The organism is Sphingorhabdus sp., from assembly GCF_044338195.1.
In the GTDB taxonomy this organism is placed as follows: Bacteria; Pseudomonadota; Alphaproteobacteria; order Sphingomonadales; family Sphingomonadaceae; genus Sphingorhabdus_B.
In genome coordinates this window covers 20,583-43,096 of sequence record NZ_JBIIMC010000010.1, presented here as the reverse complement: position 1 = coordinate 43,096, position 22,514 = coordinate 20,583, and the positions used below count along the sequence as shown (strand labels likewise).

Sequence of the window (22,514 nt, the reverse complement as noted above, 5' to 3'; positions counted from 1 at the left end):
GGCTTAATAGAATCAAGCCAACTGGGCTGCACGCTTTTGGTCTGCACAAAATTCTCCCTGACCCGCAATATGATGCAATGCGGCGACCCTAGATGGATTTTCCTGAATGGCCAGTGACTTTTGAAGCAACATGCGTCAAAGGCGCTTGATGGTAAAACCTCCTTCAAAAGCACCTGCCCGTCCAGCAAAGCCACCGCGCCTGCGTTGGGACAGCAAACCCGTCCGTAAGCCCAACCCGAACGCCGCGCCGAGCAAGGGTGCATTGGAGCGCAAGGATGGCGAAGAACGTATCGCAAAGCTGCTCGCGCGGGCGGGTGTCGCGTCGCGTCGTGAAATCGAACGCATGATTGCCGATGGCCGTGTGACGTTAAATGATGAGAAGGTCGAAACCCCTGCAACATTGCTGAAATCGCTGCGCGGTGTGGCTGTTGATGGCAAGGCGGTGGGCCAACCTGCGCCGACGCAATTGTACATGTTCCATAAGCCCGAGGGCTGCCTGACCGCCGAGCGCGATTTTAGCGGGCGTAAGACGATTTACGATGTTCTGCCAAAAGACCTGCCGCGCCTCATGCCCATCGGCCGTTTGGATTTGAACACCGAAGGCTTGTTGCTGCTCACCAATGATGGCGAGTTTAAGCGGCAGATGGAATTGCCGTCGACTGGCGTGGAGCGGACATATCGCGCACGCTGCTTTGGTGACGTCAGTCAGGAACAGCTCGAAGAGCTGATCCACGGCATTGAAATTGAAGGCGTCAAATATGGCAAAATCGACGCCAATCTGGAGCGTCGGACTGGCCGCAATGGTTGGGTTGAAATGACCCTGACCGAGGGCAAGAATCGCGAAGTGCGCCGTGTCCTTGAACATCTTGGGCTCGAAGTCAGCCGCCTGATCCGCACGCGTTATGGACCGTTTATATTGGGCGAGCTTGCACCGGGCACTGTCGGCGAAGTGCGCCGGGTCGACCTCATCGAATTTCGAAAGACATTGAAATAATGCGGATCATTTCGGGGGAGTGGCGCTCACGTCCGTTGGTGGCGCCAAAGGGTGATACGACGCGGCCAACGGCCGATCGTACGCGTGAGACATTGTTTTCCATGCTCACCAGTCGGCTTGGTTCATTCGAAGATTTGCGGGTGCTCGACCTGTTTGCAGGCTCAGGCGCGCTCGGGCTTGAGGCTTTGTCGCGCGGCGCCGCGCATTGCACCTTTGTCGAGCAGGACCATCTGGCACTCGACGCGCTGGAAAAGAATATCGCAAAGCTCGGCGGCAAAGACCGATGCGATGTCCGAAAATCGTCTGTCCTGTCTATGGGCAGCGCTTTGAAGCCTGCGGACATCATCCTGATGGACCCACCCTATTTGAGCGGCGCTGGATCTGTCGCGCTCGACAAGCTTGGCCGCTTTGGATGGTTTGCACCGTCGGCATGGATTAGCGTCGAGACCAGCATCAAAGAAGATGTCGAGGTCAAGGGCTTCACCGTTGATACCGTGCGCAACGTCGGCAAAGCACGGATCACATTGCTGCGTCCGGATCATGATTAGGAATGAAAGCCGCGCCAAGCCGGCGGCGGCGTGTTGATTGCCGCCGGCCTTGTAATCCTGGACCAGCGGCTATTTTTCCGGGCGTAGCATCCAAAGCCCCGCAAAGCTGAACAGCGCAATAGCAGCAAGATAATAGCCGACATATTCGAGGCCCGATTCCGATAGTTTCAAAGCGATGTTAGGGGCCAGCGCGCCACCCAATATCCCAGCTGCGTTGAAGCAGATCGATGCACCCGTATAGCGCACCCGCGCAGCGAACAGCCCCGGCAGCCATGCGCCAAGTGGTCCATAAACCAGCCCCATCACAAACAGCAGCAGCGAAAGATACATACCGGTGAGCATCAGGTCACCGCTGCCCAACCATGGCCCGGTTGTGAAACTTGCACCAACCAGCGCCGCGCATCCAATCGCTAGCACGCGGGCCGGGCTGGTCCGGTCGGCCCAGTAACCCGAAACAATGATACCAGCGGCCATGAACAGGATCGAGATGAGCTGGATGCCCAGAAAGGCCTCGCGCGCGATGCCCAATTTGGTTGTGCCATAGCCGAGCGCAAAAGCGGTCGAGAGATAGAAGATCGCAAAGCAGGCGATCGCCGCAAATGTGCCGCCGAACAGCTGGCGTGGGTGGGTGCGCACAACCTCTGCCATGGGAACGCGCGGCGGCGGAGCCTCTTCCAGTGCCGCGGCAAACGCTGGCGTTTCAGTCAAACGAAGACGGACCCACAAACCAATGCCGACCAGAAGTGCGCTCAACAAAAACGGAATGCGCCAGCCCCATTCCCGGAAATCGGAATCGCTGAGTATGATGCCAAGTATCAGGAACAGGCCGTTCGAAAGGATGAAACCCACGGGCGCGCCGAGTTGCGGGAACATTCCATAGCGCGCGACCTTGCCCTTCGGTGCATTTTCAACCGCAAGCAACGCTGCTCCGCCCCATTCGCCGCCAAGTCCGAAGCCCTGACCGAAACGCAAAAGGCATAGCAGCGCCGGCGCGATCCAACCGGCAACGGCGTAGGTCGGCAGCAGCGCAATCAGAAAAGTTGATACGCCCATGATCATCAACGACCAGACAAGCGTTGCCTTGCGCCCGATGCGGTCGCCATAATGACCAAATACCAGCGCGCCAACCGGCCGGGCGATAAAGGCCAACGCAAAGGTCAGCCAGCTTTGCAGCAACTGAGCCTCGGGACTCGATTGCGGAAAGAATAGCGGGCCGAACACCAGCGAAGCGGCCGTTGCGAAAATATAAAAATCATAAAATTCGACGGCCGTTCCGGCCATGGCCGCGCCGAGAATCCGACTATGCGACGGTGCAGGCGCGGTTGCGGCTTCACCTGCGTTGGTGGTTGTCATTGTGCGTCCCTCCTGTCTCGCATTTCTGCTGGCACCGACGGCGGCGAAAGGAAAGCGGAAAAGTGCATTGCCCTTCGACCATCTGTTCCCTAATCGTTCGCACGTGAATCATCCCTCCCCCACCCCGATGCCGCCTTGGTTGGACGGCTTGAACGCGCCGCAACGCGAAGCCGTTTTAACCACTGAAGGCCCCGTGCTTCTGCTGGCCGGGGCGGGCACAGGGAAAACTGCCGCATTAACGGCGCGAATGGCGCAAATATTGTACACGCGCCTTGCATGGCCGTCCGAAATTCTCGCCGTGACGTTCACCAACAAAGCTGCGCGTGAAATGCGGGAGCGTATTGGCGCGATGGTCGGTTCCGCGGTGGAAGGCATGCCATGGCTCGGCACGTTCCACAGCATTGGGGCAAAGCTGCTGCGCCGCCACGCCGAAATAATCGGATTGCAAAGCAATTTCACGATTATCGATACCGATGACCAGATCAGATTGCTCAAGCAGCTCATTCAGTCAGAAGATTTGGACGAGAAACGATTTCCAGCGCGCGGGCTTGCTGCATTGTTGGACAAATGGAAAAACGCGGGCAAGTCACCGGCAGATCTCGACGCTGGTGACAATGAAGCTTTCGCCAATGGTAAGGGCCAAAGGATGTACGCGCTATATCAGGCGCGTCTGCTGGCACTGAACGCGTGCGACTTTGGCGATTTGCTGTTGCACGGGCTGAACCTGTTGAAGAACAACCGCGATATCCTCGAAAAATATCAGGCCCAGTTTAAATATATTCTCGTCGACGAATATCAGGACACGAACGCCGTCCAATATCTCTGGCTGCGCTTGCTCGCCCAGAAGCGCAAAAATATATGCTGCGTCGGTGACGATGACCAAAGCATTTATTCGTGGCGCGGTGCAGAGGTTGCCAACATTCTGCGCTTTGAAAAAGACTTTCCCGGCGCGAAGACGATTAAGCTCGAACAGAATTATCGCAGCACGCCGCATATTTTGGCTGCCGCCTCTGGCCTGATCGACGCCAACAGCACGCGGCTCGGCAAGACATTGTGGACGGAACTCGACGATGGCGAAAAGGTCCGCATCATCGGTGTGTGGGACGGTCCCGAAGAAGCCCGCCGCGTCGGCGAAGAAATTGAAGCGTTGCAATATAAAGGCGAGAGCCTCGACAGCGTCGCTATACTCGTGCGCGCGCAGCATCAGACTCGTGAATTCGAAGACCGCTTCATACAAATCGGCGTTAACTATCGGATTGTCGGCGGTTTCCGCTTTTACGAACGCGCCGAAATTCGCGATGCCATTGCCTATTTGCGGATCGTAAATCAGCCGGCCGACGACTTGGCCTTTGAACGTATCGTCAACGTGCCAAAACGCGGCATCGGCGACAAAGCGGTCGAAAAAATCCACATCGTTGCCCGCGCCGAGCGTGCCCCACTCTCGGTCGCCGCCGCGCGATTGGTTGGCACTGATGAGCTAACCGGCAAGGCACGCAAGTCGCTCGCCGATCTGGTGGTCGACATCGCCCGCTGGCGCGACGAAGCTGCGCATATGTCGCCAGCGAACCTGACGCGGCTGATCATGGACGAATGCGGCTATACGGCTGTATTGCAGGCAGAACGCAGCACCGAAGCATCGGCCCGCCTCGAAAACCTGAGCGAACTTGCGCGCGCCATGGAAGAATATGAAACGCTGGGCGAGTTTCTGGAACATGTCAGCCTGGTTATGGACAATGACCGCGGCGATACCGGCGCAAGCGTCACGATCATGACCATTCACGCCGCCAAGGGCCTTGAATATGACAATGTCTTCCTCGTCGGATGGGAGGAAGGGATATTCCCATCACAACGTGCGCTTGATGAAGGTGGCCTTGCTTCTTTGGAAGAAGAACGCCGACTGGCCTATGTCGCGATAACCCGCGCGAAACGCCGGTGCACCATCATCCATGCCGCAAACCGCCGCATTTACGGCCAATGGACCAGCAGCATTCCAAGCCGTTTCATTGAGGAACTGCCGCTTGACCATATCGAGGCCGAGCAGACGATGACCGGCGGCGCATCACTTTGGCGTGCCAACTGGAGCGAACAAACCGACCCATTCGCGCATCTGGCGGCGGCCAACCAAGGCCGCAGCAATGCGCGTGGTCCGGGCTGGCAACGGGCAGCGACATCCGGCGGATTTAACCCGCGCCCGCAACGCATACCGGAAAACACCCGCAGCGCGGTCAGCCTTGGCAATAAAGGTCGCAGCGACTTGAGCATCGGTCTGCGCGTTTTTCACGAGAAATTCGGTTATGGCGAAATCGCGGAGATCGAAGGCAATAAGCTTGAGATCGAATTCGAACAGGCGGGCCGCAAACGGGTGATGGACAGCTTTGTAACGATCAGCTGACGTATCTGCTCTGGTAATGCCTATCGCTTTGCGGTTATGGAAAGCCATGACTGCGGGGGCTGCACACATCATATCGGACGCAAGAGCGGCGCTTGGTCGCCGCGACGCTGCTTCTGCAATACGCTTGCTGTCGGAATTGCCGGATGCCCAGATGCCATGGCTCATGATGGCGCAGGCCTGCAGCCTATCCGGAGATGCCAAAGCCGAGGAAGCTGCGTTGCAGCGCCAACTGGAAATCGACCCGCGCCATTTGCCAGCATTGATTTTGTCGGGCGAGTTAAAGGCACGCTTGGGCGATGACAGGGCAGCAAACGCATTCTTTCAAGCAGCGCTCAACCAAGCCGCGACGATGCAAGACGTGCCGACATCCCTGCACCCCATGTTGAACCGCGCGCGCGATTTCATCGTGCGTGTTCAAGCGAAATTCGAGCAACATTTGGTTGATGGACTTACCCAAGCGGGTTTGCATCGCGACGGACGGGTTGGCACAGCAATCGACATGTTGCTCGGCAAAAAGCAGCTATATGTGCAGCAGCCTTCAAGCTTTTACTTTCCCGAGCTCCCGCAGCGGCAATTTTATGAGCGTTCGGAATTTCCGTGGATCGCAGACGTCGAAAATGCAGTACCGGCGATGCAAGAGGAATTGCGCGCAGTGTTGGCCGATGGGCAAGACTTCGCACCTTATGTCGAGGCGAGCAGCGATCGACCAAGGGCGGCGAACCCGCTGATCAACGATCCGAGCTGGGGCGCGTTTTATTTCTGGCGCAACGGCGAAAAAGTTGAACCCAACGCGTCGCGTTGTCCGGCGACGATGGCTGCGCTGGAATTGGCACCGATGCCGCGCATCGATAAACGTTCACCCATTGCCTTGTGGTCATTGCTAAAACCCGGCACGCATATTCAACCGCATCATGGGCTTTTGAACACAAGGTTGATTTGCCATGTTCCGCTCATCGTTCCCGACGACTGCGCCATTCGTGTCGGCAACGAGACGCGTGCATGGCGCACCGGCGAGGCGCTGATTTTTGACGACAGCTTCGAACATGAGGCGTGGAATAACAGCGCGGATACCCGCGTTATCTTGTTATTCGAAATCTGGAGACCAGAGATTTCTGCCGAGGAACAGGCTGCGCTCACCACCATATTCGAGACGATCAACGACTATCAGGGCATGCCCGAAGATGCTGGATAATGGCTGGGATCATGAAATGGCAACCAGCGGCGTCATCAAAAATCCCTTCATTGCCTTGGGCAACGCCAGCCGATAGGCAAATGCTTCATGTCTGACACCAACCCCAACATCCACCCACTCAGCATAGCTGACTTTCGCTATTATTGGCTCGCACGCTTTATGGCGGTGCTGGCAACAATGGGGATGGTCGTGGTCATCGGGTACCAAGCCTATGACATCGCGCGCAGTGATTATGGCATGTCCATTCGCGAAGCGTCGCTGCAGCTTGGCTTACTTGGCCTTGTGCAATTCGTACCGCTTGCGTTGTTGACCCCTGTGGCCGGATGGGCCGCAGACCGGTGGGAACGCCGCACGGTTGCGCGGCTGGCCAACAGCATCGACATGATCGTGGCGCTGGCGCTTGGCTGGTTCACTTATATCGATGGGCTTACCCTGCCCCTGCTTTTCCTGTTTGCCGCACTGCATGGCGTTGCCCGCGTATTTGTCGGACCTTCGATGTCGGCGATCGCGCCCAATATTGTTCCACCGGCGTCATTGCCGCGCGCCATCGCGCTGAGTTCAATCGCGTGGCAAGTCGGGTCCGTTTTTGGTCCAGCTGCAGGTGGGCTGATGTTCGCCGAGAGTGCATCGCTGCCTTATTGGGTTTCGGCCGGTTTGATGTTGGCCGCGACAATCAGTTTGAGCTTTGTGAAGCCAGTCCATCCGCCCCGCATGGAAAGAAAAATCCACCCCATAAGGCAAATGATCGATGGCCTGCGGTATACATGGTCCGAACGATTTTTGCTGGGTGCCATTACCCTTGACCTGTTTGCCGTCCTACTTGCAGGTGCCACCGCGATGCTGCCCGTTTATGCGCGCGATATTCTGATGGTCGGTCCAGACGGCCTTGGCCAGTTACGCGCGGCGCCGGCGGTTGGAGCGTCCGTCGTTGCGCTTATACTCGCGATCAGGCCATTACGCCACAATGTTGGTGCCAAAATGCTCTGGGCGGTGGTGGTCTTTGGCGCGGCAACCATCGGATTTGGCCTAAGCCATGAAATCGGCAGCCATGTTTTTGGCGACGCACGCATCGGGTTCCTAAACATGGGCGCTGGCATGGCGGTCGCGTTGATCTCGCTCATTATCCTTGGCGCGTCAGACATGCTGTCGGTTTATGTCCGGTCGTCCTTGGTGCAGCTCAACACCCCAGATGAAATGCGCGGACGCGTCAGCTCTGTATCGGGGCTTGCCATTTCTGCCTCCAATGAATTGGGGGAACTGCAGTCCGGTGTGGCGGCGGCGGCACTTGGACCTGTTGGCGCAGTTGTATTCGGCGGCGTTGGTGCCATATTGATTACTGGAATGTGGGCGCGGCTATTCCCCGAGCTTAAAAACGCCCGCACATTTGAACCGCAATATAGAGGAAGCAATCCATGAAAGCACAATCGATCCTCGAAACCATCGGCAACACCCCGCACATCCGGATGGGGCGCATGTTCCCCAGTGCCGAAGTCTGGATCAAATCCGAACGGTCGAACCCCGGTGGTTCAATCAAGGACCGCATTGGTCTTGCGATGATTGAGGCAGCCGAGAAAGACGGCAGCTTGAAACCCGGCGGCACGATCATTGAACCGACGTCCGGAAACACCGGCGTTGGCCTTGCCATGGTTGCGGCGGTCAAGGGGTATAAGCTCATCCTCGTCATGCCAGAGTCCATGTCGCTGGAACGCCGGCGGCTTATGCTCGCTTATGGCGCTACCTTCGACCTGACCCCACGCGAAAAGGGCATGAAGGGTGCGATTGAACGTGCTTTGGAACTCGTGTCACACACGCCGGGTTCTTGGATGCCGCAGCAGTTCGAAAACCCGGCGAATATTGACGTCCATGTGCGCACGACATCGCAGGAAATATTGGCGGACTTCGCCGATAAACCGATTGACGCCCTGATTACCGGCGTTGGCACAGGTGGCCACATCACGGGATGCGCAGAAGTTTTGAAGAAGGCCTGGCCCAATTTGAAGGTCTTTGCGGTGGAACCCACGTTGTCGCCAGTGATCAGCGGTGGCCAGCCTGGACCGCATGCCATTCAAGGGATTGGCGCAGGGTTTATTCCCGCCAACCTGCACACCGCGTTATTGGACGGCGTCATTCAGGTCGACCCTGAAGTTGCCAAGGAAACCGCACGACGCGCCGCGCGTGAGGAAGGCATGCTGGTTGGCATTTCATCCGGCGCAACACTTGCCGCCATCGCGCAGAAGCTGCCCGAATTGCCAGCGGGATCACGTGTTCTTGGTTTCAGCTATGACACAGGCGAACGCTATTTATCGGTCCCCGACTTTTTGCCCGTCGACTAAACGCAAAATGCCGGGACATAATATCCCGGCATTTTTGTATCTAAGCATGAAACGGCTGAGCGGTTACGCTGCGGCGAACATCTCCGGCGACAAGGCCATTAACGCCTCACTGCCCGCTTCAATCTTGCGACGAAGCGCGCCGCAATCCGGCAGATACCGCTCCGCAAAATAGCGCGCGGTTACCAATTTGGTTTCGTAAAACGCCGCATTGCCTGTGCCGGCATCAAGCGCACGTTGCGCCGATTCCGCCATCCGCAGCCATTGTAGTCCAAGCGCCACGATGCCCATGATATGCATGTAATGATGCGCACCCGCACCGATGTTGTTCGGATTGGCCATGCCATTTTGCATGAACCACATGGTCGATGCCTTCAAATCGCCACTGGCTTTTTCAAGACGGGTTGCGAAATCCGCGAGTGCCCCGCCCTTTGCGGCAGCACATTCCTCGTCGACAATCTTGAAAAGCGCCTGAATTGCCCGGCCGCCATTTTGCGCGAGCTTCCGGCCAACAAGGTCCATCGCCTGAACACCGTTGGTGCCTTCGTAAATCATCGCGATACGGGCATCGCGCACATATTGTTCCATGCCCCATTCGGCGATGTAGCCATGGCCGCCATAGACTTGCTGCGCATTTGTGGCGACTTCATAGCCCTTGTCCGTGCCATAACCCTTGATGACGGGCGTCAGCAGCGACAACAGGTCGTCCGCCATCTGCCGCTCTTCCTCGGTTTGCGCATGGTGCAGCAAATCGGCTTGCAACGCGCCCCATAGGCACAAGGCACGCATACCTTCTGTAAACGCCTTGGCATCCATCAGCATGCGGCGCACATCCGGGTGCACGAACAACGTGTCGGCTTTTTGCTCCAGATCCTGCGGACCGGTCAGCGCACGGCCCTGACGGCGATCCTGCGCATAATGCACGGCATTTTGGTAAGCGACTTCGGCAATGCCAAGGCCTTGCTGGCCAACGCCCAGACGCGCGATGTTCATCATGATGAACATAGCCGCGAGGCCCTTATTCTCTTCGCCGACAAGATAACCCGTCGCGCCGTCATAATTCATGACGCACGTCGCATTGCCGTGAATACCCATTTTATGTTCGATCGAACCACAGGACAAACTGTTCCACGCGCCGAGCGAGCCGTCATCATTCACCAAGAACTTGGGCACGATGAACAGCGAAATGCCTTTGACGCTGTCCGGTGCGCCCGGTGTTTTGGCCAAGACGAGGTGAATGATATTCTCGGTCAGGTCATGGTCGCCCGACGAAATGAAAATCTTGGTTCCTGAAACTGCGTAGCTGCCATCATCATTGGGCACAGCCTTAGTGCGGATAAGACCAAGATCGGTTCCGCAATGCGGCTCGGTCAGGTTCATTGTCCCGCCCCATTTTCCCGAAATCATATTCGGCGCATATTTGGCTTTCTGTTCGTCACTGCCCTTCACCAAAATCGCCGATACCGCGCCTTGGGTAAGGCCGGGATACATCGCGAACGCCATGTTCGAACTTGCCATAAGCTCTTCAAACGCCATCGAGACGATGTGCGGCATGCCTTGGCCGCCAAACTCCACGGGCGCTGACAATGTGCCCCAGCCGCCTTCACAGTAAAGCTTATAGGCTTCCTTGAAGCCATCAGGCGTGGTGACGCTGCCATCTTCATGGCGCGTGCAGCCTTGCAAGTCGCCGACTTGGTTCAACGGGAAAAGAACGCCCTCTACAAATTTGGCGCCTTCCGTCAGGATCGCGTCGACCATATCCGCGCTGGCATTTTCAAAGCCGGGCAGATTGGCGAAACGCTCAACAGCCAATACTTCGTTGAGAATGAACTGCATATCGCGAACGGGGGCGGTGTAGCTTGGCATTTTCGATCCTTAATTGGCTGGAAATATCAAATTAGGCTGCGGAGGATTTATCTGCCGCCTCTGCCTTTTCGACGGTTGAAACAAATTCGGTAAGCTCGTGAATAGCGCTTTCGATATCGTCACGCTGCGCCTTCAACAGATTGATCCTGTCACGGCATTTTTCAATGGTCACACGGCGCTGAATATTGCGGCCATCGTTCAGGTCATAAAGGTCAATCATTTCCCGGATTTCAGCAAGGCTGAAACCAACGCGCTTGGCACGCAATATCCACGCAAGCCGCGCGCGGTCGCGCTTGGAATAAATGCGGGCAAGCCCCAAACGTTCCGGTGAAATCAAGCCTTGGTCTTCGTAAAAGCGCAAGGCCCGCGCGGTTACATCAAACTCGCTCGAAAGATCGGAGATTGTGAATGAATCGCGGTTAAATGCGTCTGGCGTATCGATGGTGGCATCGGCCCGCCTTTCGTCGCGCGTAATTGATTCCATGGCGCCTTTCCTCTTGTGTGCACTAGCGTCACTACTTTACGTTAGCGTAAACGTCAATTGGCGAAGTTACCCCTGCCGCGACGTAACATAGCCTGCGTTTAAGTGCGCGTGTCGGGTTTTGGCGGCGAAGAAGGCGGGGTGGCGGACGGGTCGGTCAATGTATCGCCAGTCAAGGGTGCAGGCGCAGGGTCAACCGTTGGCTCTGGCTTGGGCGGAGTCCGTTTTACCGGCGTCGATGTATCCTTCAATACCACCACTTCCTGATCCAATTTCGTGATCGCAAACAATGCCTTCGCAAATGGCAGTGGCAAGCGAATGCAGCCATGCGACGCCGGATATCCGGGCAGATGGCCGCCATGTATGGCAATCCCGTCCCATGTCAGCCGCTGCATATAAGGCATTGGGGCATTACTATAGAGGTTGGATTTGTGATCGATATTTTTTTGCAGAATATTGAAAGCACCAATGGGTGTTTCTTTGCCTTTTTTACCGGACGAAATCGTGCTGAAGCCAATCAGCTTGTCATTTTGGAATACATAGACCCGCTGCGTATCCAGCACGACGACGATTTTCATCGGCCCCTCATAGCGGTCTTGCGGAATCCACACATATTGCCCGGGCTTCAGCCTATCCACTGGTCCCTTTTTGGGGGCGGGCTTTGGCGCTGGCGCGACGACAGGTGGTTTAATGACAGGTGGGACAACAACCGGCGGCGTCACCGGGCTTTCAGGAACGACAGCAGGGTTAGCCGGTGTGTCCGAGGGCACAGCTGGAACAATGCTCTGCGCGGTGACCGCGCCGGGCGCACTGGCAAGCAGCGCAAACGCACACATGACGTGCAATATCCGGATACCCACGTTCACCTTCATTGAATTGCCTTTGACCCCCCAATGTACAGTAACACACTGTAACAGAACTTCTATAGCAAAGGGTGGAGATAGATTCGACGTTAATTTCGCTGCAATCCGTAAAAACAGCTTCGGCAGCAATGAGGTTAACTGTCCTAGTTTTGCGTCGAAACGCCTGTGGGCCACTGTTGCTCGCAAGCGTTCATCCCTATCTCTTTGTCATGATCATTGGTCGCAGACATTTTATCCAATCCGCCATTGCCGGTGCCGGCTTGCTTGCTGCGCCATCGACGGCGACAGATATCGTTTTCGCTCCGGGAACAGGCAGCAACAGCGCCGGGGCTCCCTCGCCTTTATTGCTCAGCCGCGCCAAAGCCGCGCTGGACATGCATAAAAACCGCATTCGCAATCACGACCTCATCGCACTTGCCGATTTTTCGAAACCGTCACGCGACCCGCGCTTTTACATCGTTGATTTACGGAACGGTTCATCCGCGCATTATCTGGTGGCCCATGGAAAAGGTTCCGACCCGAGCCATAGCGGATGGGTGCAGAATTTCTCCAACGTTCATGGGTCCGAAGCGACATCGGCTGGCAGTTACCTCGTCAGCGATACCTATATCGGCCAATATGGCGAGTCTCGCCGGCTCATTGGCTTGGATCCGCAGAATGACCAAGCCGAAGCGCGCGCTATTGTTATTCATCCGGCATGGTATGTGAACCAGTCTCTGATCCAAGATCAGGGCAAGATTGGCCGCAGCCAAGGTTGCTTTGCCTTTGCCAAAAATGACATCAACGTCATTCTCGAGCGCGTTGCCCCCGGCTGCCTTTTATATGCGGATAAAGTTTAGCTTCAACCGCCGTTACCGGATTTAAAAACACCACAAATGATACGCTTGCCGCTGTTCCCGCTGGGGTCTGTTTTATAGTCATCTGCTTTTTCGTGGATAACGAGCGCACCACCGTCGGCATCGAGCAGCCCGGTGGGCCCTGAAATCACAAAATCCGGCAATTTATATTCCAATGTTATTTTGCGGTCAGCGCCGGCCGTTACATTTGGCAAATCGCCATGATGCGCGCCCATTGGATTATCCAGGCCATGTTGTTTCATCTCGGGGTTCCAATGCGGTCCGGCAGACGTAAAATCTGGTCCTTGGCATGTCCCCACCGCGTGAAGGTGCATGCCAAATGTTCCCTCTGCAGGCGCTTCGGCAGAAAGGCTCAGGAACAGGCCGTCCCCGCGCCGCGATATGGTTGCAACGCCTGCCCGGCTGCCATCCCCGCGCGCGAGCTCCGCCGTGACGACTTCCGACGATTCACCAGACTTTGTTGGCATAAGCGTCGCACAGCTCGCGAGGGCCGGGATGAGTAGAACAGGTAGAAATGCACGCATATTATGCTCCTATGGAATAACGGAATGGGGCATCATAACATCAACCCTGCGCCGCTCAATGTGTTTCACTTGCTCAATGCGCCCATGCGTCGGGTTTAATCCCCTGTGCAAAAAGCAGTGCGGTCAAATCATTGTGGCGCACCGCAAAATTGGCGGCGGCGGCAAGTTGCGGTCGTGGATGATAGCCGACACCAAGGCCTTCGGCGGATACGGCCTCTGCGATCATCGGCATGTCATTGGCGCCGTCGCCGACCGCAAGCGCGGATTTCAGGTTTAATCCAAGTGTCCCTGCCGCGGATTGAAGCACCTCCCTCTTTGTCGCCGCGTCCACAATATCGGCAGCAAGCCGTCCTGTCAGACGTCCCTGTTCAATCTCAAGGACATTGGCATGCACCTCTGCAAAGCCCAGCATGGCCGCAACGGGACCGGTAAAACTGGTAAAGCCTCCCGATACCAGCACGGCATGCGCGCCCCATGCGGTCATGGTGCGCACCAAAGTCTCCGCCCCGGGCATGGGACGGACGCGTTCATGCAAGCATTGTTCGATCATGTCGGCATCAAGCCCAGCCAGCAACGCAACACGCGCCTTTAACGCTTCTGCAAAGTCCAACTCGCCTGCCATTGCCCGCTCGGTAATTGCAGCGATTTCGGGCTTTATTCCGGCAAAGTCGGCCAGCTCATCGATACATTCAACCGTAATCATCGTGCTGTCCATGTCGGACACCAACAGCATTTTGCGCCGCTGCTCTTCATATTGGACGACGATATCGACGCGATCTTCAAGGGTAGCAACCGCAGTGCGCGCATGCGTTAGAGCGCCGTCAAAAAATATGTCCACGGCCCTGCCCTCCGCAAGCCAGTCCGTTGTTGCCGGAACGCATGTATGTGTAGCCAATCGGTCGCAGGCTTCTGAAATTATGCCGCTTTCCAAAGAATCTGCTGCTATCAGGGTTAAGATGGGCATTTCGAATCCTAAAAAGATGGTCGCGCTTATTGCGGGTCCAACCGCAAGCGGCAAGACAGCATTAGCGCTGCAATTGGCGAAGTCGCGCAATGTCGTGATTATCAACGCCGATAGCGCGCAAGTTTATTCCGACCTGCCGATACTCAGCGCCCAACCTACCGAAAGCGAACAACGCAGCGCCCCGCACCGTTTATTCGGATATCTGGACGGCCAAACGCATTGTTCGGCGGCGCGCTGGGCCAATGATGCGAAAGACGCCATTGACGAAGCGCATGATGCAGGCGCGCTGCCTGTACTGGTCGGTGGCAGCGGCCTATATATCCAGACATTACTCGATGGTATCGCGCCCATACCCGACATCGATCCGGAATTGCGCGCCCGCATTCGGGCAATGCCCGTCGCACACGCTTATGCGGCGCTCCAAAAACTCGACCCTGCGGTAGCCGCAACCTTAGGCCCCGCGGATATCATCCGTATCACCCGCGCGCTTGAGGTTATTGAGGGCACTGGCCGCAGCATAAGCGATTGGCGCAAAATTAAGACGGGCGGCATCGCGCAAGACATTTCGCTGCACCCCCTCCTCCTCTTGCCACCACGTGAATGGCTGTATCAGCGGTGCGACATGCGGTTCGAACAGATGATACAAAGCGGCGCTATTCAGGAAGTTGAAGCCTTGTTGGCGCAGAAAATGCCTCACGATGCACCAATCATGCGCGCCATCGGCGTTCCAGAGATCGCTGCGCTTCTTGGCGGCACTATGTCAGAGGCAGAAGCCATCGAACGCGGCCAAATTGCGACCCGTCAATATGCAAAGCGGCAGTTTACCTGGTTCAGGAACCAAGCCCCCGCCGCATGGCCCCGCATAGTTGATGAAATAAATGATTCAAATAGAGGTTATTTTGAAACAATATTTCAATGATTATCGTTGACATGTCATTTTCTAATCTTTAGCTAGCCCGCTCTTGCCTACTCTGTTGCGCTGCAACATAGGGCCGTTTGATAATGAGTGAGGACTTTACAGTGCCCGAAAAATCCGGCGCAGAAATTTTGATCGATACCTTGATCGAACAGGGTGTGGACACCGTATTCGGGTATCCCGGCGGCGCAGTTCTGCCGATTTATGACGCGCTCTTTCAGCATAAGAAAATCCGTCACGTCCTCGTCCGTCACGAAGCCGGCGCTGCGCATGCGGCAGAAGGTTACGCGCGGTCGACGGGGAAGCCGGGCGTCGTGCTCGTCACCTCAGGCCCTGGCGCGACCAATGCCGTCACCGGCATTGCGGATGCCTTCATGGATTCCATTCCGCTGATTGTTCTAACTGGCCAAGTTGCCACCAACTTAATCGGCTCAGACGCGTTTCAGGAAGCGGACACCGTCGGCATCACACGCCACTGTTCAAAGCACAATTATCTTGTGAAAGATCCTGCGGACCTCGCGTCCACCGTACGTGAGGCATTTGCCATCGCAACCAAGGGACGCCCCGGCCCCGTTGTCATCGACATTCCGAAAAATGTTCAGGTTGCGACGACATCCACCGACGTAAAGCGCGCAACGTCGTCGCGGTTTAACCCTGCGGGCGAAGCCGATTACGCCGAAATCAACCGCGCGGTTGAGCTGTTGGCCAATGCGAAGGCGCCAATCCTTTATACCGGCGGTGGCATCATCAATTCTGGCCCCGATGCAAGTGCGGCGCTGCGCGAGCTCGCCGAACTATGCGGCGCGCCTGTCACATCAACGCTGATGGGCCTTGGCGCATATCCTGCCTCCGGCGACGCATGGCTGGGTATGCTTGGCATGCATGGCACATATGAAGCCAATATGGCGATGAACCAATGCGACGTGATGTTATGCCTAGGGGCGCGTTTCGACGACCGTGTCACAGGTCGCCTCGATGCCTTTTCACCCGACAGCATCAAAATCCACATCGATATAGACCGCAGTTCGATTAACAAAACGGTACGCGTTGATCTGCCCATCGTGGCCGATGTTGGCGCGGCGATCCGGCAAATGATCGAAGTGTGGAAAGGCCGTAAATACAAGGCTGCGGCGTTGGATGACTGGTGGGCACGTATCAAAGGCTGGCGCGCAGTCGACTGCCTCAGCTACGCTGGCAGCACGCAGGAAATCATGCCGCAATATGCGATTGAACGTTTGTTCGCGGCCACCAAAGACAAAGCGCCGATCATCACGACGGAAGTGGGGCAGCACCAAATGTGGGCCGCACAGCATTTCCATTTTGATGCCCCCAACAAATGGCTCACCAGCGGCGGCTTGGGCACCATGGGCTATGGCCTGCCCGCAGCGGTCGGTGCACAAATGGGTAATCCGGACGCGCTGGTTATCGATATCGCTGGCGAAGCATCGATCCAGATGAATATTCAGGAAATGGCAACCGCGACCCAATATCGTTTGCCGGTCAAAGTCTTCATCCTGAACAATGAATGGATGGGCATGGTGCGCCAGTGGCAAGAGCTGACTTATGAAAGCCGTTTCTCGGAGAGCTATTCAGACAGCTTGCCCGATTTTGTGGCGCTGGCCGAAGCTTATGGATGGAAAGGCATACGTTGCAGTGACCCGGCCAAGCTGGATGAGGCCATAGCCGAAATGCTTGCCTATGACGGCCCGGTAATGTTCGACTGCCGCGTGCACAAAACCTCAAATTGCTTCCCGATGATACCGTCAGGCGCAGCCCATACGGACATGATCCTGCATTCCGATGAAGTATCAGGGACGATGGACGACGAAGCAAAGGCGCTCGTATAATGCATATCAAACAGGAACTCACCGAACGGCATGTGCTTACGCTGACCGTCGACAACGAAGCCGGCACCCTTGCGCGGATCGCGGGCATGTTTACCTCGCGCGGTTACAACATCGACAGTTTGACCGTTGCCGATATCAGCGAAGACCATGCCACGAGCCGGATTACCATCGTCACCCGCGGGCCACCACCGGTCATCGACCAGATCATTGCGCAATGTGAACGCCTTATCCCGGTGCACAAAGTCACTGACCTGACCGAAGCCGGCCCCCATGTGGAGCGCGAACTTGCGTTGGTTAAGGTGCGGGGCACCGGTGACCAACGGGTTGAGGCCATGCGCCTTGCCGACATTTATCGTGCCCGCGTGATCGACGCGACTGTCAACAGCTTCATTTTTGAGATAACCGGCGGCCCGGACAAGATCGACACGTTCGTCGCGTTGATGCGCGAAGTCGGCCTGGTTGAAGTCGGCAGAACCGGAATTGTCGGCCTGATGCGCGGAGCCGAAGGCAGCTAAATTTCATCGTCAAAATATTACGCCGTTAAAGGTAGACCCTGAAACACATTCCGGGTGACGGCAAAGCAGAAGGACTAAAACATGAAAGTATTTTACGACGCAGATTGCGATCTGGGCCTGATCAAGGACAAGAAAGTCGCGATTGTTGGTTATGGTAGCCAAGGCCATGCACATGCCCAGAACCTGCGCGACAGCGGCGTTGCGGACGTAGCCATTGCGTTGCGTGCTGGATCGGCCACCGCGAAAAAGGCTGAGGCCGCTGGCTTTAAGGTATTGGCGAATGCCGATGCCGCCGCGTGGGCGGATATCTTGATGGTGCTTGCACCTGACGAGCATCAGGCCGCCATTTACGCAGATGACTTGCATGCAAATATGAAGCCCGGTGCGGCGCTTGCCTTTGCCCATGGCCTGAACGTCCATTTCGGCCTTATCGAACCACGCGCGGACATTGACGTCATCATGATCGCGCCAAAGGGCCCCGGCCATACCGTACGTAGCGAATATCAAAAAGGCGGCGGCGTGCCTTGCCTTATCGCCGTGGCACAAAATTCAAGCGGTAATGCCCATGACATCGCGCTTGCTTATGCAAGCGGCGTTGGCGGCGGACGCAGCGGCATCATCGAAACCAATTTCCGCGAAGAGTGCGAAACCGATCTGTTTGGTGAACAGGCCGTATTGTGCGGCGGTATCACCCACCTGATCCAAGCCGGCTTCGAAACGCTGACTGAGGCGGGCTACGCCCCTGAAATGGCCTATTTCGAATGCTTGCACGAAACGAAGCTGATCGTTGACCTTCTATATGAAGGCGGCATCGCCAACATGCGCTATTCCATCTCCAACACCGCGGAATATGGTGATATCACGACCGGTCCGCGCATCATTACCGATGAAACCAAAGCGGAAATGAAGCGCGTTCTTGCGGACATTCAGTCCGGCCGTTTTGTGAAGAACTTCGTTCTGGACAACCGTGCAGGACAACCCGAACTCAAGGCCGCGCGCAAGGCTGCGGCTGCGCATCCAATCGAAGCAACTGGCGCAAAGCTGCGCGCTATGATGCCTTGGATCGCCAAGAATAAGCTGGTTGATCAAGCCAAAAACTGATCATCTTCGCATCTTGACAGTTTAAGGGGAGGCATCGACACTGATGCCTCCCCTTTTTGTTGTCTGGAGCAATACTATGCGCAAATTTTTATGTGCCCTTCCCCTCTTCGCTGCCGTCCCCCTCATCGCCCAAAGCGCACCACAAACCCCCGGCGCGGTGGATGTCACGCGGGTTACCGCAGGAACGTACAACACCGATCCCGCACACACGCTGATCGGCTGGCGCGTAAGCCATTTCGGCTTCAACGATTATTTTGGCATCTTCGGCGATGCGACGGGGACATTAGTTTTGGACCCAGCAAAGCCAAATGCATCAACGGTTGATATCACTATTCCAGTTGGCAAAGTCACAACCGCGAGCGCAGGCCTCACTGGCCATTTGCTTCGCGCGGGCAAAGATGGCGGCAAAGCGGACTTTTTCGGTCCAGCGCCTGCGGATGCAAAATTTGTGTCCACCAGCGTGGTCGCCAAGGGCACGACAGCCAAAATCACAGGCAATCTGACACTGAACGGCGTCACCAAGCCAGTCGTGCTCGACACGACCTTTTCAGGTGCTGGCAACAACCCGTTCAACAAGAAAGCCACCGTCGGCTTTCATGCCACCGCTGTCATCAAACGCAGCGAATTTGGCATTAGCTATGCCGTTCCGATGATTTCGGATGACGTTACCTTGGATATCAGCGTCGCCTTTGAAAAGGCGAACTAAGGATCAAAAATAAAACGCCGCAAAAGCACAAAGGGGAGAATCTTTCCTCGCTTTGTGCCTTTGCGGCGTCGATTACTATTTTGCTGGCTATGCCATATCGGGGATATAATTAGCCCCGGAAAGCCGCATCCAATGCAACCTTGGCTGCGCGATACTCTGCCTCTAGCTGATCAACAAATTGTGCCACGGTTTGCACTTCCTTGATCGCGCCGATACCCTGGCCTGAACCCCAGATATCCTTCCAAGCCTTGGCTTCGCTATTGCCGCCCGAGCCAAAGTTCATCGTGGAAATATCGCCCTTTGGAAGATTGTTGGGGTCCATCCCTGCGCGCTCGATCGACTGGCGCAGATAATTGCCGCTGACGCCGGTAAACAGGTCCGAGTAAACAATGTCGGAAGCTTTTGCTTCGACGATATTGTCTTTGTAGCCGTCAACGGCATTGGCTTCCTTCGTCGCGATAAACGCGCTGCCGATATAGCCAAAGTCTGCACCCATGGCTTGCGCCGCCAATATCGACGCGCCATGCGCAATCGATCCGGACAATGCCACTGGGCCGTCGAACCACTCACGAATTTCACGCATCAGTGCGAAAGGCGAAGTAACGCCAGCATGTCCGCCAGCGCCTGCAGCCACCGGAATAAGACCATCTGCGCCCTTCTCGATTGCCTTGTGCGCGAAACGGTCATTGATGACGTCATGAAACGCAATGCCGCCCCAGCTGTGTACGGCTTGGTTCAGTTCTTCCTGCGCGCCCAGCGACGTGATCGTGATCGGAACTTGCCATTTCGCGCAGACGGCCAAATCTTCCTGCAACCGGTTGTTTGATTTATGCACGATCTGGTTCACGGCATAAGGCGCGGCAGGACGTGTGGGATTGTCGCGGTTATGTGCGGCGAGTTCCTCAGTGATCTGGTGCAACCATTCGTCCAACTGGCTGGCTGGACGTGCATTGAGCGCCGGGAATGAACCAACAACACCGGCCTTGCATTGTGCAATAACCAGCTCTGGGCCTGAAACGATAAAAAGCGGCGATCCAATCACCGGAAGACGAAGATTGTCGAAAATTGCCGGAAGTGCCATGCGCCGAATCCCTTGTTAATTGAGCATTTAACTGAGGGTTAGCGCCTGCACATTGCGGCTGTCAAATGGGTGGTATGGAACAAGCCATTACGTAAGGTTAGGTGGGCGTGATTTTTCATGCACGCCCGCCTTTGATCGACTTACGCGCCGTTAGCGGCGCTCAAAATCGCCCGAACGGACGCCGTCGCGACATCCCTGCTGATCCCGACACCGAACAAAATCGGCCCATCGCCAACACGACACTCAACATAGGCAGCAGCGCGTGCGTCGGTACCGTGGCCGATTGCGTGCTCGCTATAGTCAATGATGTCCAGCGCCCCCCCAAGAGCCTCCTCAAGGGCATTGGCAAGGCTTGAGATAAGTCCATTGCCGCGACCGCTCACGCTTTGTTCGACGCCATCGATGCGGATGTTGCCTGCGAAGATACGTTCATCCAGTTGACGCTGGCTTTGGCTTTCGCGGAAGTCGAGCAACCGGAAGCGCCCTTCACCTTTCAGATGATAGCGCTTTTCAAACGCTTCCCAGATGTCGGCACCGGTCAACTCCCGGCCAGTCGTGTCGGACAATTCCTGCACCGTCGTGGAAAAATTGGCCTGCATACGCTTCGGCAATTTAAGGCCGTGGTCCTGTTCGATAACCCAAGCAACACCGCCCTTGCCGCTTTGCGAATTTACGCGGATGACAGCCTCGTATGACCGACCCAAGTCGGCTGGATCGATTGGCAGATAGGGCACACGCCAGATTTCGTCATTTTGCCTCTCATGCGCGGCAAAACCTTTTTTAATGGCGTCCTGATGCGATCCGGAAAAGGCCGTGAACACCAATTCACCGGCATATGGGTGACGCGGATGGACCGGCAGTTGATTGCAATATTCAACGGTCTGAATAACTTCATCGATATTGCTGAAATCAAGACCTGGGTTCAGCCCTTGCGTATACATGTTCAGCGCCAGCGTGACGAGGTCGACATTGCCCGTGCGTTCACCATTGCCGAACAAGCAACCTTCGATCCGGTCGCCGCCCGCCAACAGGCCAAGTTCCGCCGCGGCGATGCCGCTGCCGCGGTCATTATGCGGATGCAGGCTGATGACAACCGCGTCACGCGCGCTGATATGTTTGCACATCCATTCGATCTGGTCGGCATATACATTGGGCATCGCGGCTTCGATGGTGGCTGGCAAGTTCAGAATCAGTGGCTTGGCAGCGGTCGGTTTCAAAACCTCCATCACAGCCTCGCTTACCTCAAGACTGAATTCGAGCTCGGCAGTGGAAAAGGTTTCGGGGCTATATTCGAAATGCCAGTCGGTTTCTGGGAAGCGCGCGGCTTGCTCCATCAACATATGCGCGCCTTCAACCGCGATGGCCTTCACGCCCGCTTTGTCGAGGTTAAAGACAATGTCCCGCCACGCGGGGCTAACGGCATTATACAGATGCACAATCGCACGCGGTGCGCCCGCCATGCTTTCGAACGTTTTCTCTATCAGGTCGCGCCGCGACTGCGTCAGGCTCTGAATGGTCACATCGTCGGGGATGCTTCCGCTATCGACCAAACCACGGATAAAATCGAAATCTGTCGCACCGGAGCTTGGAAAACCAACTTCGATTTCCTTCACGCCGACTTTCAGGAGAAGATCAAAAAACCGGCGCTTTTTCTCGGCGCCCATCGGGTCGATCAGCGCCTGATTACCGTCGCGCAGGTCGGTCGAAAGCCAACGTGGCGGTGCGTCTATTGTACGATTTGGCCATTGACGGTCAGGCAGGTCAACTTGCGGGAATGCGCGGTATTTACGAGATGGATCGGATAACATCATGTTTTGTGCAACTTCGCTATTGCGCCCATTATGTGGGCATTAAGACTTGGCGGGGTTTCATGAAGCCCTTAGGCGGCCTGCCGAACGATGCCGACATCAAGCGCACGCCTAAGGGCGTGTAAGTCGTAGAAGAAGCAAGGTCGCGTTGTGCAAAGACATTATGTTGCGGCGAT

The 22,514-nt window shown here is 56.1% G+C and carries 20 protein-coding genes; 12 read left to right on the top strand and 8 right to left on the bottom strand.

What is annotated here, in order from left to right:
* Positions 1–148 precede the first annotated feature (148 nt).
* Positions 149–994 carry a pseudouridine synthase gene (locus tag ACIQZK_RS04640; protein ID WP_397575110.1) on the top strand — a complete coding sequence of 282 codons (846 nt, stop codon included), beginning with the start codon at positions 149–151 and terminating at the stop codon, positions 992–994.
* Positions 994–1,542, top strand: a complete 549-nt coding sequence (rsmD, locus tag ACIQZK_RS04635; protein WP_397575109.1) for a 16S rRNA (guanine(966)-N(2))-methyltransferase RsmD — start codon at positions 994–996, stop codon at positions 1,540–1,542. Before ACIQZK_RS04640 ends, rsmD begins: the two co-directional genes overlap by 1 nt.
* Positions 1,543–1,611: 69 nt before the next feature.
* Here the strand turns inward: rsmD and ACIQZK_RS04630 are convergent, their stop codons facing one another.
* Positions 1,612–2,895 carry an MFS transporter gene (locus tag ACIQZK_RS04630; protein WP_397575108.1) on the bottom strand — a complete coding sequence of 428 codons (1,284 nt, stop codon included), beginning with the start codon at positions 2,893–2,895 and terminating at the stop codon, positions 1,612–1,614.
* A gap of 127 nt (positions 2,896–3,022) precedes the next feature.
* Here ACIQZK_RS04630 and ACIQZK_RS04625 point away from each other — a divergent pair, with 127 nt between their 5' ends.
* The 4 genes from ACIQZK_RS04625 to cysK all read left to right on the top strand — a co-directional run bounded on the left by ACIQZK_RS04625 (position 3,023) and on the right by cysK (position 8,812).
* Entirely contained in the window at positions 3,023–5,287 is a 2,265-nt protein-coding gene (locus tag ACIQZK_RS04625) for an ATP-dependent helicase (RefSeq protein WP_397575130.1), read from the top strand.
* 46 nt (positions 5,288–5,333) lie between these two features.
* Positions 5,334–6,479 (top strand): aspartyl/asparaginyl beta-hydroxylase domain-containing protein, encoded by a 1,146-nt coding sequence (locus ACIQZK_RS04620; RefSeq protein ID WP_397575107.1) that lies wholly within the window; start codon positions 5,334–5,336, stop codon positions 6,477–6,479.
* 87 nt (positions 6,480–6,566) lie between these two features.
* Complete coding sequence (locus tag ACIQZK_RS04615) at positions 6,567–7,895, top strand: MFS transporter (protein WP_397575106.1); 1,329 nt, start codon at positions 6,567–6,569, stop codon at positions 7,893–7,895.
* Entirely contained in the window at positions 7,892–8,812 is a 921-nt protein-coding gene (gene cysK / locus ACIQZK_RS04610; RefSeq protein WP_397575105.1) for a cysteine synthase A, read from the top strand. Before ACIQZK_RS04615 ends, cysK begins: the two co-directional genes overlap by 4 nt.
* 63 nt (positions 8,813–8,875) lie before the next feature.
* Here cysK and ACIQZK_RS04605 read toward each other — a convergent pair whose 3' ends face one another.
* The 3 genes from ACIQZK_RS04605 to ACIQZK_RS04595 all read right to left on the bottom strand — a co-directional run bounded on the left by ACIQZK_RS04605 (position 8,876) and on the right by ACIQZK_RS04595 (position 12,028).
* The gene (locus ACIQZK_RS04605; protein WP_397575104.1) at positions 8,876–10,675 is read right to left on the bottom strand and encodes an acyl-CoA dehydrogenase C-terminal domain-containing protein; all 1,800 of its coding nucleotides are present in this window, start codon (positions 10,673–10,675) and stop codon (positions 8,876–8,878) included.
* Between the two features lie 31 nt (positions 10,676–10,706).
* Positions 10,707–11,159 (bottom strand): MerR family DNA-binding transcriptional regulator, encoded by a 453-nt coding sequence (locus ACIQZK_RS04600; protein WP_395635701.1) that lies wholly within the window; start codon positions 11,157–11,159, stop codon positions 10,707–10,709.
* Between the two features lie 98 nt (positions 11,160–11,257).
* Positions 11,258–12,028: a L,D-transpeptidase family protein gene (locus ACIQZK_RS04595; protein WP_397575103.1), complete on the bottom strand. Its 771-nt coding sequence runs from the start codon at positions 12,026–12,028 to the stop codon at positions 11,258–11,260.
* Positions 12,029–12,147: 119 nt separating this feature from the next.
* Between ACIQZK_RS04595 and ACIQZK_RS04590 the strand changes: the two genes are divergently transcribed.
* The gene (locus ACIQZK_RS04590) at positions 12,148–12,858 is read left to right on the top strand and encodes a murein L,D-transpeptidase catalytic domain family protein (RefSeq protein WP_397575102.1); all 711 of its coding nucleotides are present in this window, start codon (positions 12,148–12,150) and stop codon (positions 12,856–12,858) included.
* Positions 12,859–12,860: 2 nt separating this feature from the next.
* Here the strand turns inward: ACIQZK_RS04590 and ACIQZK_RS04585 are convergent, their stop codons facing one another.
* Together ACIQZK_RS04585 and serB are read right to left on the bottom strand one after the other, a co-directional pair.
* Complete coding sequence (locus ACIQZK_RS04585) at positions 12,861–13,400, bottom strand: superoxide dismutase family protein (RefSeq protein WP_397575101.1); 540 nt, start codon at positions 13,398–13,400, stop codon at positions 12,861–12,863.
* A 73-nt stretch (positions 13,401–13,473) separates the two neighbouring features.
* Positions 13,474–14,364 carry a phosphoserine phosphatase SerB gene (gene serB / locus ACIQZK_RS04580; protein ID WP_397575100.1) on the bottom strand — a complete coding sequence of 297 codons (891 nt, stop codon included), beginning with the start codon at positions 14,362–14,364 and terminating at the stop codon, positions 13,474–13,476.
* 16 nt (positions 14,365–14,380) lie between these two features.
* Here serB and miaA point away from each other — a divergent pair, with 16 nt between their 5' ends.
* The 5 genes from miaA (at position 14,381) to ACIQZK_RS04555 (ending at position 19,449) form a co-directional block, all read left to right on the top strand.
* Positions 14,381–15,283, top strand: coding sequence for a tRNA (adenosine(37)-N6)-dimethylallyltransferase MiaA (miaA, locus tag ACIQZK_RS04575; RefSeq protein ID WP_397575099.1), 903 nt, complete (start codon positions 14,381–14,383; stop codon positions 15,281–15,283).
* An 83-nt stretch (positions 15,284–15,366) separates the two neighbouring features.
* Positions 15,367–17,127, top strand: coding sequence for an acetolactate synthase 3 large subunit (locus ACIQZK_RS04570; protein ID WP_397575098.1), 1,761 nt, complete (start codon positions 15,367–15,369; stop codon positions 17,125–17,127).
* The gene (gene ilvN, locus ACIQZK_RS04565) at positions 17,127–17,642 is read left to right on the top strand and encodes an acetolactate synthase small subunit (RefSeq protein ID WP_397575097.1); all 516 of its coding nucleotides are present in this window, start codon (positions 17,127–17,129) and stop codon (positions 17,640–17,642) included. The genes ACIQZK_RS04570 and ilvN overlap by 1 nt, the downstream gene beginning before the upstream one ends.
* A gap of 81 nt (positions 17,643–17,723) precedes the next feature.
* Positions 17,724–18,743: a ketol-acid reductoisomerase gene (ilvC, locus tag ACIQZK_RS04560; protein ID WP_397575096.1), complete on the top strand. Its 1,020-nt coding sequence runs from the start codon at positions 17,724–17,726 to the stop codon at positions 18,741–18,743.
* Between the two features lie 76 nt (positions 18,744–18,819).
* A complete protein-coding gene (locus ACIQZK_RS04555) occupies positions 18,820–19,449 on the top strand; it encodes a YceI family protein (RefSeq protein ID WP_397575095.1) in 630 nt (209 codons plus the stop codon).
* A gap of 109 nt (positions 19,450–19,558) precedes the next feature.
* Here the strand turns inward: ACIQZK_RS04555 and ACIQZK_RS04550 are convergent, their stop codons facing one another.
* Both ACIQZK_RS04550 and leuA read right to left on the bottom strand, forming a co-directional pair.
* The gene (locus tag ACIQZK_RS04550; protein ID WP_397575094.1) at positions 19,559–20,530 is read right to left on the bottom strand and encodes an NAD(P)H-dependent flavin oxidoreductase; all 972 of its coding nucleotides are present in this window, start codon (positions 20,528–20,530) and stop codon (positions 19,559–19,561) included.
* A 140-nt stretch (positions 20,531–20,670) separates the two neighbouring features.
* On the bottom strand, positions 20,671–22,341 hold the full coding sequence (leuA, locus tag ACIQZK_RS04545) for a 2-isopropylmalate synthase (RefSeq protein ID WP_397575093.1): 1,671 nt from the start codon (positions 22,339–22,341) through the stop codon (positions 20,671–20,673).
* Between the last annotated feature and the right edge of the window lie 173 nt (positions 22,342–22,514).